Below are 13787 nucleotides of genomic sequence, written 5' to 3'. Positions count from 1 at the left end.
CGTAGACTCGCACGGTGAAGGTTCTGGCGGCGATGAGCGGTGGAGTGGACTCGGCCGTGGCCGCGGCCCGCGCGGTGGAGGCGGGGCACGACGTGGTGGGCGTGCACCTCGCCCTGAGCAGGATGCCCGGCACGCTTCGCACGGGCAGCCGGGGGTGCTGCACGATCGAGGACTCGATGGACGCGCAGCGCGCCGCGAACGTCCTCGGCATCCCGTACTACGTGTGGGACTTCTCCGAGCGGTTCAAGCTGGACGTCGTCGACGACTTCGTCGCCGAGTACTCGGCGGGCCGCACCCCGAACCCCTGCATGCGCTGCAACGAGCGGATCAAGTTCGCCGCCCTGCTCGAGAAGGCTCTCGACCTCGGCTTCGACGCCGTCTGCACCGGCCACTACGCCTCCCTCCGCACCGCCGCCGACGGCTCCCCGGAGCTCCACCGCGCGAGCGACGAGGCGAAGGACCAGTCCTACGTCCTCGGCGTGCTGACGGAGCAGCAGCTGCGGCACTCGATGTTCCCGCTCGGCTCCACGCCGTCCAAGGCGCTCGTGCGCGCGGAGGCGGCGGAGCGGGGCCTCAGCGTCGCGAGCAAGCCCGACAGCTACGACATCTGCTTCATCCCCGACGGCGACACCCGCGGCTGGCTCGCCGAGCGCGTCGCCCCCGAGACCGGAGCGGTCGTCGATCGGGACGGCGCGGTGGTCGGCTCCCACGAGGGGGCGCACGGGTACACGGTGGGCCAGCGCCGGGGCCTGCACCTCGGCGTCCCCGCGCCCGACGGCCGGCCGCGCTTCGTCCTGGAGGTGCGGCCGGTGAGCAACGAGGTCGTGGTCGGTCCGCGCGAGGCGCTGCGCATCGGCGAGATCGCCGGCGAGCGGTTCACCTGGGCGGGGGCCGCTCCCGAGGACGCGGACGCGCCCTTCCGCTGCGACGTCCAGATCCGCGCCCACGCCGACCCGGTCCGCGCCTCCGCGGTGGTGTCGCACGTCGATGGCAGGGTGGAGCTCGTGATCACTCCGGACTCGCCGCTCGACGGCGTCGCCCCCGGCCAGACGGCCGTCGTCTACCTCGGCACCCGCGTGCTGGGCCAGTGCACGATCGACCGCACGGTCGCGGCCGACGCCGCGGTGCTCCGGTGAGCGCCGTCGAGCCCGCCGCCCGCGTCGAGGAGCTGCGGGCGCGGATCCGGTCGGCGAGCGACGACTACTACGCGGCCGACTCCTCGCCGCTGTCCGACGCCGAGTACGACGCCCTGGTGCGCGAGCTCGCCGCGCTCGAGGCCGAGCACCCCGAGCTCGCCGCCGAGGACTCGCCGACGCGGACCGTCGGCGGGATCGTCGGAGCGGGCCTCGCCCCGATCGACCACGCCGAGCGGATGCTCTCCCTCGACAACGTGTTCTCGGCCGAGGAGCTGCGCGAGTGGTGCGAGAAGACGGTGGCGTCGGCCGACCGCCCCGTCGCCTGGCTCACGGAGCTCAAGATCGACGGGCTCGCGATCTCCCTCCACTACGAGAACGGCCGCCTCGTCACGGCGGCGACCCGAGGCGACGGCCGCACCGGCGAGGACGTCACCGTCAACGCCCTCCGCGTCGCGGGCATCCCCGAGCGCCTCTCCGGCGAGGGCCACCCGGCACTCGTCGAGGTCCGCGGCGAGGTCTTCATCCCCGTGGCCGCCTTCGCCGAGCTGAACGCCCTCCAGGAGACGCTGCGCGACGAGGCGGTCGAGGAGGCGCGGACCCGCTGGTCGACCCGCCCGGCCGCCACCCGAGGCGTCTTCGAGGAGGAGAAGGCGCGCACGAGCGCGCTGCGGCGCTTCCCGACCTTCGCCAACCCGCGGAACGCGGCGAGCGGCGGCCTCCGCCAGCAGCTCGACAAGAAGTCGGGTCTCGACCTGCGCGCCGGCGAGGCGCGCGTCGGCTCCCTCGCGCTCTACGTGCACGGCATCGGCGCCTGGCCGGACCCGCCGGTCGCGACCCAGTCCGAGGTCTACGGGCTCCTCTCCTCCTGGGGACTGCCGGTCAGCGGCCACAACCGCGTCTCGGCCTCCGTGGAGGAGGTGCTCGCCTTCGTCGAGCGCCACGGCCGCGAGCGGCACTCGGTCGAGCACGAGATCGACGGCGTGGTCGTGAAGGTGGACGAGCTCGAGCTGCACGACGAGCTCGGCGCCACCAGCCGGGCGCCGCGCTGGGCGATCGCCTACAAGTACCCGCCCGAGGAGGTGCACACGAAGCTCCTCGACATCGTCGTGAGCGTCGGGCGCACCGGCCGCGCGACACCGTTCGCCCAGATGACCAAGGTGAAGGTCGCGGGGTCCGAGGTGCGCCAGGCCACGCTGCACAACGCCGACGTGGTCAAGGCCAAGGGCGTGCTCATCGGCGACACGGTCGTGCTGCGGAAGGCCGGGGACGTGATCCCCGAGGTGCTCGGCCCGGTGGTGGAGCTCCGCGACGGCTCCGAGCGCGAGTTCGTGATGCCGACGCAGTGCCCCGAGTGCGGCACCACGCTCGCTCCGGCCAAGGAGGGCGACGTCGACCTGCGCTGCCCCAACGCGGAGTCCTGCCCCGCGCAGGTCCGCGGACGCGTCGAGCACATCGGCAGCCGCGGCGCGCTCGACATCGAGGCGCTCGGCGAGGTCAGCGCCGCCGCCCTGACCCAGCCCCTGGTGCCCGCCGAGCCGCCGCTGCGGACCGAGGCCGGCCTGTTCGAGCTCACGGTGGCCGATCTCTTCCCGATCGAGGTCGTCGTCCGCGACTCCGAGACGGGTCTGCAGAAGCTCGACGCGAAGGGCGATCCGAAGGTCGTCACGCCCTTCAAGCGCAAGCGGCAGCTCGCCAAGGACGGCGCCTTCGACCCGGAGGCGGGAGCCTTCGCGGGGGACGCGGCCTCCGTGCCCTCCACCAACGCCCTCCGGCTGATCGAGAACATCGAGCGGGCGAGGACCAAGGAGCTGTGGCGTCTGCTGGTCTCGCTCAGCATCCGGCACGTCGGCCCGGTCGCCGCGCGCGCGCTGGCGGGCTACTTCGGCTCGCTCGACGCGATCCGCGGGGCGAGCCGCGACGAGCTCGCCGCGGTCGACGGGGTGGGCGGGATCATCGCCGACGCCCTGATCGCCTGGTTCGAGGTCGACTGGCACGTCGAGGTCGTCGACCGCTGGGCCGCGGCCGGAGTGCGCTTCGCCACGCCCGGCCACCCCGGTCCCGGTGCCGCGGACGCCGCCGGCGGGGTGCTCGCGGGTCTCACGGTCGTGGCGACCGGCAGCCTGGAGGGGTACTCCCGCGAGGGGGCGCAGGAGGCCATCCTCGCGGCCGGCGGCAAGGCCGGCTCGAGCGTCTCCAAGAAGACCGACTACGTCGCCGCCGGTCCCGGCGCCGGCAGCAAGCTCGGCAAGGCCGAGGCCCTGGGGCTCCGGATCATCACCGCGGCCGAGTTCCACCTCCTGGTGACGGAGGGACCGGACGCGATCGCACTGCCGGAGGAGGCGTCCGCCGACGCTCCGGAGGAGGCCGCCGCCGGCCCGGACGGGGACGTCGCCGGCGCATCGCGCTCCGACGCCTCGCCGGAGGACGACGCCGTGCCGGACACCGACGCCGTCCCGGACGCGGCCGCCCCGAGCACGGAGGAGCCGACCGGGCCCGATGCCTGACGCGGGCGGCGGGGAGCGGCGTGCGTTCCTGCGCCGCTCCCTCGCCGACGCAGCGTCGCTCGCGCTCGACGCCGCGGTTAGGCCCACCCCCGCCGAGCGCCGGACCGCCGAGGTGCTGGGCCGGATCGACCACCTGGTCGTGCTCTCCTTCGCCGGCCGCAGCCGCGACCAGGTCCTCGGCGCGCTCGACGATCCGGACGGTCCGGTGTTCACCGGTGATACGGACGCCGTGATGACCGCGCCCGGCCCGGACGATCCTCCGGGCGCGCGCTTCGCCCCCGAGATGCTGCCGGTGCACGCGCTCCTCGCCACGGCCTTCGCCCGGGCCGACCACTGGCGCGCCGACGGCCGCGATCCGCTGCCGGCGGCGCTGCGCGCGGCCCGGGAGACCGGCACCGGCTGGGCTCTCGCGGTCGACGAGCGGCAGGGCGTCTCGATCACGCTCCTCGCCGATCCGGAGTGGCCCCACCGCGATCCGGGCGCCGCCGGCTCCCGCGGCGGGCGCCTCCTTCCCATCGACGCGCTGGCCGCCGAGGCCGCAGCCGGCACCCTGCCTCCGCTCGTCCTGGTCGAGCCGCGGTCCCTCGTCGATCCGGCCGACTTCGCCGACGCCGCAGCCGCCGGCACCGATCGATCCGCCGATGCGCGCCTCGCGGAGCAGCTGCTGCACGTCGTGTTCGACGCCGTCCGCGACGCGGAGCGGGCGGGGCGGCGGATGCTGCTCCTCGTCACCGCGCGGGGGAGCGCGGAGCGGCCCGGCACGGTGCCGGCGCTCGTGCTCGCCTCGGCCGTCCCCTCGGGTGCACGGATCGGCGTGCCGCTCGGTCCGGAGACTCCCGCGCAGCTCGTCCGCGCCCGGGCGGGCGTGCGCCGGGCCCTCGTCGATCCGCAGGTCCGTGAGCTGGCCGCACTCCTCAGCGGTCCCGACCGGTCCCTCGCGCGCTGGCCCCGCACGGCGCCGGCGTTCGCGCCGCCCGCGCCGGTCGGGCGCCGCCTCCGCGACGCGGCCCGCCGCGCGCACGTCGACCCCGAGCCGGAGTCAGGACTGCTCGCCCGCGTTCGAGCCGCCGTCCCGGGCGCGTCGCTACACTCCGAGCAGGCGCAGGCGGCGCAGGAGAGGCGGCGGAGATGACCAGCGAGCGGACTCCCTCGGAGCACGACGACGGAGCTCCCCGCTCCCGCTCGCGCCGCCGCTTCCTGGCCGGCACCGCCGCCGCCGGAGTCGGAGCCGGAGCCCTCGCCGGTGGCGCGATCGGCGCGGCCGTCGCCTCCGGCCCCCGCCGCGAGGAGGAGCCGCGACTGCCCGCCCGCACGGAGCCGGGATTCGACCACGTCGTCGTGATCATGTTCGAGAACCGCTCCTTCGACAACGTCCTCGGCCGCCTCTACGGACCGGACGACCTGCCCGCGGGCGAGAGCTTCGAGGGCCTCCTCCCCGACGAGCGGACGAACACCAGCGCCGGGGGACTGACCGTCGGCACGCACGTCTACGAGGGCGCCACCGACTCCGTGATGCGCCAGCCCGACCCGGACCCGGGCGAGGAGTACCCGCACGTCAACACCCAGCTCTTCGGCACGGTGGATCCGCCCGAGAACGCCGGCCGCACCGTCGGCGCCATGACCGCGCCCTTCAACGCGCCCGCCGACGCCGCCGCCCCGACGATGAGCGGCTTCCTCGAGGACTACGTCCAGCACCTGAGGGTGATGAAGAAGGGGCAGGAGCCCACGGCGGAGGAGGCGCGGACGATCATGGGCGGCTTCTCGCCGGAGATGCTGCCCGTCTTCTCCACCCTCGCCCGCGAGTTCGCCGTCTTCGACCAGTGGTTCTGCGCCGTCCCCTCCCAGACCTTCTGCAACAGGTCCTTCCTGCACGCGTCGACCTCGCACGGCTTCGTCACCAACAAGCAGGGCGGCGGCTACGAGAAGTGGCTCGCGGACGACCTGGCCGACGCGCCGACGGTGTTCAACCGCCTCGAGGAGGCGGGGAGGACCTGGCGCGTCTACTTCGACGCGCTGCAGGTGGTCTCCTACACCGGCTTCCTGCACGCGCCGGTGCTCGAGAAGTACTGGAAGACCCACTTCTCGACGATGGACCGCTTCTACGCCGACGTGGAGAACGGCGAGCTGCCCGACTACGCCTTCCTCGAGCCGCGGCTCGTCTTCGACCACAACGACATGCACCCGCCGACCGGCGTCCTGCACGAGGACGAGGTCGACGGCACGCCCGTCTACGACAGCGCGCTGTCCGACGTCCGCGCCGGAGAGCTGCTGCTGCACCAGGTGTACTCGGCGATCCGGGAGAGCGCGAGCACGACCGGCTCGAACGCGGTGAACACCCTCCTGCTGGCGACCTTCGACGAGCACGGCGGCCTCTACGACCACGTCCCCCCGCCGTCGGCGACTCCGCCGGGCGACGGCCGCGAGGGCGAGATGGGCTTCGCCTTCGACCGGCTCGGCTGCCGCGTGCCGGCGATCGCGGTCTCGGCGTACACGAGGGCCGGCACGATCGTGCACGACGAGCTGCACCACGGCGCCGTGATCCGGACCCTCAGCGCCCTGCACGGCCTCGAGCCGCTGACCGCTCGCGACGCCTCCGCCCCCGACCTCTTCGGGGTGCTGACCCTCGACGAGCCGCGGCAGATCGGCGACTGGCCGACCACGGTGCCGCAGTACCTGCCTCCGAACCCCGAGGCGGCGCCCGCGCATCCGGCGCACGTGAACCGCGACAAGCCGCTGAGCCCGCCCGCCGTCGGCCTGATGGGCCTGCTGCTGGCCCGGTACGGCGAGCCCGGCGAGGACCTGCCGACCACCTACGAGGGCGCGTACAACGCACTCCTGAAGCACGGCGCCAGCCTCTTCGGCGGCTCCTGACGGGCGGGCGGCACGGGCGGAGGCGGTGCGGGCGCGCCGAGTAGACTGGCGGCCGGAAATCCCCCCGAACCACCAGACGGAGACGCATGTCCGAGATCACGGCCGACACGGTCGCCCATCTGGCCCAGCTGGCCAGGATCGACCTCACTTCCGACGAGATCGGGAGCCTCACCAGGGAGCTCGGCCAGATCGTCGACTCCGTGCGCGCGGTCCAGGCCGTCGCCACGCCCGAGGTGCCGGCGACCAGCCACCCGATCCCGCTCGAGAACGTCTTCCGACCCGACGTGGTCGGCGAGACCCTCACGCTCGAGCAGGCGCTCTCCGGCGCGCCCGAGCACGACGGCAGCCGCTTCCAGGTCTCCGCGATCCTGGGGGAGGAGCAGTGAGCGCGCACGGCGACGAGCTCGTCCGCCTCAGCGCGTCCGCCCTCTCCGAGAAGCTGGCCGACGGCTCGGTCTCCTCGGTCGAGGCCACCCGCGCCCACCTCGAGCGCATCGACGCGGTCGACGGAGCGGTCCACGCCTTCCTCCACGTCGCGCGCGAGGGCGCGGTCGCGTCCGCCGAGGCGATCGACCGCCGGCGCGCCGACGGCGAGTCGCTGCACCCCCTCGCCGGAGTGCCTCTCGCGGTCAAGGACGTCATCGTCACGAACGACATGCCGACCACGAGCGGCTCCCGCATCCTCGAGGGCTGGCGCCCGCCCTACGACGCGACCGTCATGCGCAAGGTCCGCGAGGCCGGGCTGGTCCCGATCGGCAAGACCAACATGGACGAGTTCGCGATGGGCTCGACCACCGAGCGCAGCGCCTACGGCCCCACCCACAACCCGTGGGACCTCGACCGCATCCCCGGCGGCTCCGGCGGCGGGTCCGCCGCGGCCGTCGCGAGCTACGAGGCGCCCCTGGCCCTCGGCTCCGACACCGGGGGATCGATCCGCCAGCCCGCGCACGTGACCGGCACCGTCGGCGTGAAGCCGACCTACGGCGGCGTGTCCCGCTACGGAGCGATCGCGCTCGCCTCGAGCCTCGACCAGATCGGCCCCGTCTCCCGGACGGTCCTCGACTCCGCGCTGCTGCACGACGTCATCGCGGGCCACGACCCGCGCGACTCGACGTCGCTGCGCGACTCCTGGCCCTCCTTCGCCGACGCGGTGCGCCGCGCCGACGTGACGGGCCTCCGGATCGGCGTGGTCAAGGAGCTCGACGGCGGCGAGGGCTTCCAGCCCGGCGTGCTGGCGCGCTTCCACGAGGCGCTCGAGATCCTGCAGGGCGCCGGAGCCGAGGTCGTCGAGGTGAGCCTCCCGAGCGTCGAGCACGCGGTCGCCGCCTACTACCTGATCCTCCCCGCGGAGGCCTCCAGCAACCTCGCCAAGTTCGACTCGGTCCGGTTCGGCCTCCGGGTCACGCCGGAGGGCGGCGGCACGGTCGAGCAGGTCATGTCCGCGACCCGCGAGCAGGGCTTCGGCCCCGAGGTCAAGCGCCGGATCATCCTCGGCACCTACGCGCTCTCGGCCGGCTACTACGACGCCTACTACGGCAGCGCGCAGAAGGTCCGGACCCTGGTGCAGCGGGACTTCGACGCGGCCTTCGCGGACGTCGACGTGATCGCCTCGCCGACGGCACCGACGACCGCCTACCGCCTCGGCGAGAAGCTCGACGACCCGCTGGCGATGTACCGCGGCGACGTCGCGACCATCCCGGCGAACCTGGCCGGCATCCCCGGCATCTCCGTCCCCGCCGGCCTCGCCGACGAGGACGGGCTGCCCGTCGGCATCCAGTTCCTCGCTCCCGCCCGGGAGGACGTGCGCCTCTACACCGTGGGCGCCGCGCTCGAGGCGCTGCTCGAGGAGAAGTGGGGCCGCCCGCTCCTCGCGCAGGCCCCCGACCTGACCCACTCCGTGCTCTCCGCGACCGAGGAAGGTGCCGTCTGATGGCCTCCGCGCACACGTCCGCTCCCGAGCTGATGGACTACGACGAGGTCTTCGAGACCTTCGAGCCGGTGCTCGGCTTCGAGGTGCACGTCGAGCTCAACACGAAGACCAAGATGTTCTCGGACGCGCCGAACGAGTTCGGGTCCGAGCCCAACACGAACGTGACCCCGGTCGACCTCGGCCTCCCGGGCTCGCTGCCGGTCGTGAACGAGCAGGCCGTCCGCTACTCGATCAGCCTCGGCCTCGCCCTGGGCTGCTCGATCGCCCCGTCCAGCCGCTTCGCGCGCAAGAACTACTTCTATCCGGACCTGGCGAAGAACTACCAGATCTCGCAGTTCGACGAGCCGATCGCCTTCGAGGGCTCGGTCGAGATCGAGCTGGCCGACGGCTCGCTCGTGCAGATCCCGATCGAGCGCGCGCACATGGAGGAGGACGCCGGCAAGCTCACGCACGTCGGCGGCGCCACCGGCCGCATCCAGGGCGCCGAGTACTCGCTCGTGGACTACAACCGCGCGGGGGTCCCGCTCGTGGAGATCGTCACGAAGCCCATCTACGGCGCGGGGAAGAGCGCGCCCGAGTACGCGAAGGCCTACGTCGCGACGATCCGCGACATCGTGCTGGCGCTCGGCATCTCGGACGCCAAGATGGAGCGCGGCAACCTGCGCTGCGACGCGAACGTCTCGCTCCGCCCGATCGGCCAGGAGAAGCTCGGAACCCGCACCGAGACCAAGAACGTCAACTCGCTCCGCTCGGTCGAGCGCGCCGTCCGCTACGAGATCCAGCGCCAGGCGGCGATCCTCGCCGCGGGTGGCACGATCACGCAGGAGACGCGCCACTGGCACGAGGACACCGGCCGCACCTCCGCGGGCCGGCCCAAGAGCGACGCCGACGACTACCGCTACTTCCCGGAGCCCGACCTGCTCCCGGTCAAGCCGAGCCCCGAGCTGATCGAGGAGCTGCGCGCCGCGCTCCCCGAGAAGCCCGCCGACCGCCGTCGCCGCCTCAAGCAGGAGTGGGGCTTCACCGACCTCGAGTTCCAGGACGTCGCCAACAGCGGCCTGCTGGTCGAGATCACCGAGACCGTCTCCGCGGGAGCCGCTCCGCAGGCGGCCCGCAAGTGGTGGACCGGGGAGATCGCGCGCCTCGCGAACGCGGCGGGCGAGGACCCGGCCTCCCTGGTCACCCCGGCCCAGGTCGCCGAGCTCGCTGGTCTGATCGAGAGCGGCACGCTGACCGACCGCCTCGCCCGCGAGGTCCTCCAGGGCGTCATCGCCGGAGAGGGCACCCCGCAGGAGGTCGTCGACGCCCGTGGACTCGCAGTCGTCTCGGACGACGGAGCGCTCATCGAGGCGATCGACGCGGCACTGGCCTCGCAGCCCGACGTGCTCGCGAAGATCCGCGACGGCAAGGTGCAGGCCGCCGGTGCCGTGATCGGTGCCGTGATGAAGGCCATGAAGGGGCAGGCCGACGCCGCCCGCGTCCGCGAGCTCGTCCTGGAGCGCGCGGCCGGCTGAGCCGGTGCGCGGGGAGGTGCGGTCATGAGCGGTGGAACCGGCGACGCGTCCCTTCCCGCGCGGCTCGAGCTGCCGGCGGGCGCCCTCCTGCGTCCTCTCGTCTCGAGCGATGCGGACCTCCTGCACGCGGTGATCGGCGAGCAGCGACCGTGGCTCGCGGCTCTCCTCCGCGGGGACGATCCGGCCGCCCTGCCGTCGGCGTCCCTCGGCGACGACGTACGCGGTCTCCTGCGCCTCGAGGAGGAGTCGCGTGCGGGCAGAGCGCACGCGTTCCTGCTCGTCGGCCCGGACCGCACCGAGGCGCTGGGCGCTCTGAGCGTCCGGCCCGGCGGCGGCGACTCCGCCGAGGCCTCCTGGTGGGTCGTCCCCGCCGTCCGGGGCTCGCGGCTCGAGGAGGAGCTCGACGCCTACGCGCGCCGCTGGCTCCAGCAGCACTGGCCCTTCGCCACGGTCACCACGCCCGACAACCACCCCGACGATCCCGCCTCCCTGGCCGGGGCGAATATCGTGGCGCTCGTGCCCGTCGCGCCGGAGCGCACGGCCCTCCCCGACGCCGACGCCGCCTCGGCGGCGCTCCTCTGGGCGGAGTACCGCTCCACGCATCCGGGAGTCGACGAAGCGCTCCCGCCGGTCGAGTCGTTCGGCGACAGCACGGCGATGGCGGACGAGCTGCTGGGCCTCGTGCGGCGCGGAGTGAAGACGGCCACGGCGTCCCTCGCCGAGGAGGGGGCGCCCGTCGCGGGCGACCACTGGATCGTCTGCGACGGCGCGGGAGCGGCGCGTGTCGTCCTCGTGACGGACGAGGTGCGGACCGGTCCGCTCGACTCCGTCGACGACGCGTTCGCCTGGGCCGAGGGCGAGGGGGACCGCACGCGCGCCTCCTGGCTCGACGGCCACCGCCGCTACTTCGCCCGCGTCTCACCGGGCGGCCTCGGCGACGTGGTCTTCGAGCGCTTCCACGTGGTCTGGCCGGAGGCCGACGCTGAGCGCGCGGCCGCCTTCGCCCGCTCGGTCGGAGCGTTCCGGCCCGAGGAGCTCGACGGGACTCCCTCGCAGACCTAGGGGGTTTCCCGGATGCCCCGCTCAGGCGCCCTGCGCCAGAGTGGAGTCATGGCTACTCTCGTGCGCCCCCGTCGGGGCAGGATCATCGCCGGCGTCTGTGCCGGTCTCGCCCGCCGATTCGGCTGGAGCCCCTTCGTGGTGCGTCTCCTGTTCGTGCTCTCGTGCCTCCTCCCGGGGCCGCAGATCATCGCCTACCTCGTGATGTGGGTGGTCATCCCGAAGCAGAAGTGACCGAGGCCCCCGCTCCGAGCAGCCTCTGAGAGAACGCTCAGCACCCGGAGCGACGAGGGGCCTACGGTGGCGGTGTGCGTCCGTCGGGCGCCGAGGAGGAGATCATGGGATTCCTGGACCGACTGCTGGGCCGCGACGAGCAGCCCGAGAGCGCACGCCGCTCGACGTACGCGCCGCCGCAGGCCGCGGACCGCAGGCCCGAGTACGGCTCCCCTCCGGCGACGTCTCCGCGCACCGACGATGAGCGTGCCATCGAGCGCTACCGCTATCTCCTCCGCACCGCGCCGCCCGAGGCGATCGAGCAGGTGCACCGCGAGGCCTTCGAGCAGCTGACCCCGGAGCAGCGCCAGCAGGTCTTCCGAGAGCTCAGCGAGGGGGCCCCTGTCGGCGACGCGCCGAAGGACGACGATCCCCGCACGCTCGCCCAGTCCGCCACGAGGAGCGAGCTGCGCCAGCCCGGATTCATGGAGCGGCGCTTCTCCGGCGGCGGAGGCATGGGCTTCGGCGGCGTCCTCGCCTCCTCGATGCTCGGCACGATCGCCGGGTTCGCGATCGGCTCGGCCATCGCGGGCGCGTTCCTCCCCGACGCGGGAGGCGACTACGCCGGCGGTGACGGCGGGGGAGACGCCTCGGCCGACGGCGGAGCGGTTTCGGGAGGTGCGGACGCCTCCGGTGCGGACGCCGGAGACGGCGGCGGCTGGGGCGACTCCGGCAGCGGCGACTTCGGTGGCGGAGGCGACTTCGGCGGGGGCGGCGACTTCGGAGGCGGCGACTTCGGCTTCTAGCCTCGTTGCAGAGGGCCCCCGATCACGGACAGTGGTCGTGGGCCCTCGCTCGTTCCGGGCTAGTCCTCGTCGGTCAGCATCGCCTTCACCTGGCGGCGGAGGACCTTGCCGATCATGCTCCGCGGCAGCTCGTCGACGACGGTGATCCGCTTGGGCACCTTGTAGGGCGTCAGCGCCTCCCGGACGGCCTTGCGGGCGGCTGCGACGTCGAGCTGCGCGCCCGGCTCCAGGACGACCGCCGCCGCCACGGACTCGCCGCTGCGCGGATCGGGCAGGCCGACCACCGCCACCTCCTTGATCTCGGGCAGGCGGAGCAGCACCTCCTCCACCTCGGACGGCGAGACGTTGAAGCCGCCCGTGATCACGAGCTCCTTGATCCGGTCGACGATGCGCACGAAGCCGTCCTCGTCGATCGTCGCGATGTCGCCGGTGCGGAACCAGCCGTCGCCGGTGAAGGTCGCCGCCGTCTCGTCGGGCTTGCGGTGGTAGCCCCGGAACACCTGCGGACCGCGCACGACCAGCTCGCCCTGCTCGCCGGTCGCCACCTCCGTGTCGGGATCCTCGGGGTCGACGATCCGCACGTCGGTGCCGGGCAGCGGAAGCCCGACCGTCCCGGCGCGTCGCGTCGGACCGACCGGGTTGGCCATCAGGACCGGAGAGGTCTCCGAGAGGCCGTAGCCCTCGACGAGCGTGCCTCCGGTCAGCGCCTCGAACGACTCGACCAGCGCCGGGTCGAGCGGCATCGCGCCGGAGATGGCGATCTCGATGCCGCGGAGGGAGACGCCCCGCTGCTGCGCGCTGCGCGCCAGGCGCTCCGCGATCGGCGGAACGGCCGGGAGGAAGGTGGCGGGGTGCTTCTTGACGACCTTCAGCACCAGCTCCGGGTCGAACTTCGGGAACAGCACCAGGCGCGCGCCCATGCTCATCGCGAAGGTGAGGCAGAGCGTCAGCCCGTAGGCGTGGAACATGGGGAGCACCGCGTAGACCACGCAGTCGCCGCGGCGGACCGTCGGCACCCAGGCGCGCGACTGGGCGGCGTTCGCCGTCAGGTTCGCGTGGGTCAGCTCGGCGCCCTTGGGCGTGCCGGTCGTGCCGCTCGTGTACTGGATGACCGCGAGGTCCTCCGCGACCGGGCGCGGGTGCGCCGGGTCGATCCGCCGGCGCAGCAGCGTCTCCCAGTCGATCGCGCCGCGGACCGGCCCGGTCAGCGCGGCGCGCGACTCCCGGGCCTTCTTCAGCGGCAGGCGGAGGGCTGCGCGCATCGAGGCGGGCATCGCGCGGGTGAGGTCGACGGCGACGACGGTCTCGACGCCGAGATCGGCCGGGAGGTCCTGCACCGTCGGCACGACGCGGTTCCAGGCGATCGCGACACGAGCGCCGTGGTCCTCGAACTGGTGGCGCAGCTCGCGCGGGGTGTAGAGCGGGTTGTGCTCGACCACCACGGCGCCGAGCCGGAGGACGGCGTAGAAGGCGACGACGTGCTGCGGGCAGTTCGGGAGGACGAGGGCGACAGGATCGCCCGCGCGGACGCCCAGGCGGCGGAGGCCCTCTGCGGCCCGCTCCACCTCGTCGGCGAGCTGGGAGTAGCTGGTCGAACGGCCGAAGAACTCGAGCGCGACCTGGTGGGGATACCGCTCGGCCGACTCGGTGACGATGTCGACGAGCGAGCCGGTCGGGAGCTCGAGCTCCGTCGGCACGCCGGGCGCGTAGCTGCGGATCCAGGGGCGGGGCGGGTGGGTGCTCACCCGCCCCAC

At 73.8% G+C, this 13787-nt stretch carries 11 protein-coding genes; 10 read left to right on the top strand and 1 reads right to left on the bottom strand.

The window, feature by feature from the left end:
- Positions 1-14: 14 nt before the first annotated feature.
- The 10 genes from mnmA to C5C57_RS05275 all read left to right on the top strand — a co-directional run bounded on the left by mnmA (position 15) and on the right by C5C57_RS05275 (position 12033).
- Positions 15-1136, top strand: a complete 1122-nt coding sequence (gene mnmA / locus C5C57_RS05320) for a tRNA 2-thiouridine(34) synthase MnmA (RefSeq protein WP_181027198.1) — start codon at positions 15-17, stop codon at positions 1134-1136.
- On the top strand, positions 1133-3640 hold the full coding sequence (ligA, locus tag C5C57_RS05315; protein WP_104247612.1) for an NAD-dependent DNA ligase LigA: 2508 nt from the start codon (positions 1133-1135) through the stop codon (positions 3638-3640). The genes mnmA and ligA overlap by 4 nt, the downstream gene beginning before the upstream one ends.
- Complete coding sequence (locus C5C57_RS05310; protein ID WP_104247611.1) at positions 3633-4772, top strand: hypothetical protein; 1140 nt, start codon at positions 3633-3635, stop codon at positions 4770-4772. Before ligA ends, C5C57_RS05310 begins: the two co-directional genes overlap by 8 nt.
- Positions 4769-6511, top strand: a complete 1743-nt coding sequence (locus tag C5C57_RS05305; protein WP_104247610.1) for an alkaline phosphatase family protein — start codon at positions 4769-4771, stop codon at positions 6509-6511. The genes C5C57_RS05310 and C5C57_RS05305 overlap by 4 nt, the downstream gene beginning before the upstream one ends.
- An 86-nt stretch (positions 6512-6597) precedes the next feature.
- Positions 6598-6897 carry an Asp-tRNA(Asn)/Glu-tRNA(Gln) amidotransferase subunit GatC gene (gatC, locus tag C5C57_RS05300; protein WP_104226848.1) on the top strand — a complete coding sequence of 100 codons (300 nt, stop codon included), beginning with the start codon at positions 6598-6600 and terminating at the stop codon, positions 6895-6897.
- Positions 6894-8441, top strand: coding sequence for an Asp-tRNA(Asn)/Glu-tRNA(Gln) amidotransferase subunit GatA (gene gatA, locus C5C57_RS05295; RefSeq protein WP_104247609.1), 1548 nt, complete (start codon positions 6894-6896; stop codon positions 8439-8441). Before gatC ends, gatA begins: the two co-directional genes overlap by 4 nt.
- Positions 8441-9955 carry an Asp-tRNA(Asn)/Glu-tRNA(Gln) amidotransferase subunit GatB gene (gene gatB / locus C5C57_RS05290; RefSeq protein WP_104247608.1) on the top strand — a complete coding sequence of 505 codons (1515 nt, stop codon included), beginning with the start codon at positions 8441-8443 and terminating at the stop codon, positions 9953-9955. The genes gatA and gatB overlap by 1 nt, the downstream gene beginning before the upstream one ends.
- Positions 9956-9979: 24 nt before the next feature.
- On the top strand, positions 9980-11017 hold the full coding sequence (locus tag C5C57_RS18025) for an ASCH domain-containing protein (protein WP_104297374.1): 1038 nt from the start codon (positions 9980-9982) through the stop codon (positions 11015-11017).
- A gap of 48 nt (positions 11018-11065) precedes the next feature.
- Positions 11066-11248, top strand: a complete 183-nt coding sequence (locus C5C57_RS05280; protein ID WP_104223873.1) for a PspC domain-containing protein — start codon at positions 11066-11068, stop codon at positions 11246-11248.
- Between the two features lie 104 nt (positions 11249-11352).
- Entirely contained in the window at positions 11353-12033 is a 681-nt protein-coding gene (locus C5C57_RS05275) for a hypothetical protein (RefSeq protein ID WP_104288343.1), read from the top strand.
- A gap of 59 nt (positions 12034-12092) precedes the next feature.
- Here C5C57_RS05275 and C5C57_RS05270 read toward each other — a convergent pair whose 3' ends face one another.
- Positions 12093-13778: a long-chain-fatty-acid--CoA ligase gene (locus tag C5C57_RS05270; protein ID WP_104261291.1), complete on the bottom strand. Its 1686-nt coding sequence runs from the start codon at positions 13776-13778 to the stop codon at positions 12093-12095.
- Between the last annotated feature and the right edge of the window lie 9 nt (positions 13779-13787).

It is taken from the genome of Rathayibacter sp. AY1C5 (assembly GCF_002931705.1).
GTDB lineage: Bacteria > Actinomycetota > Actinomycetes > Actinomycetales > Microbacteriaceae > Rathayibacter.
This window is presented reverse-complemented; position numbering and strand designations above follow the sequence as displayed.

Coding starts and splice junctions, on each gene's coding strand:
- C5C57_RS05275 (WP_104288343.1), top strand. CDS start 11,353: ATGGGATTCCTGGACCGACTGCTGGGCCGCGACGAGCAGCCCGAGAGC.
- C5C57_RS05305 (WP_104247610.1), top strand. CDS start 4,769: ATGACCAGCGAGCGGACTCCCTCGGAGCACGACGACGGAGCTCCCCGC.
- gatC (WP_104226848.1), top strand. CDS start 6,598: ATGTCCGAGATCACGGCCGACACGGTCGCCCATCTGGCCCAGCTGGCC.
- gatB (WP_104247608.1), top strand. CDS start 8,441: ATGGCCTCCGCGCACACGTCCGCTCCCGAGCTGATGGACTACGACGAG.
- C5C57_RS18025 (WP_104297374.1), top strand. CDS start 9,980: ATGAGCGGTGGAACCGGCGACGCGTCCCTTCCCGCGCGGCTCGAGCTG.
- C5C57_RS05310 (WP_104247611.1), top strand. CDS start 3,633: ATGCCTGACGCGGGCGGCGGGGAGCGGCGTGCGTTCCTGCGCCGCTCC.
- C5C57_RS05280 (WP_104223873.1), top strand. CDS start 11,066: ATGGCTACTCTCGTGCGCCCCCGTCGGGGCAGGATCATCGCCGGCGTC.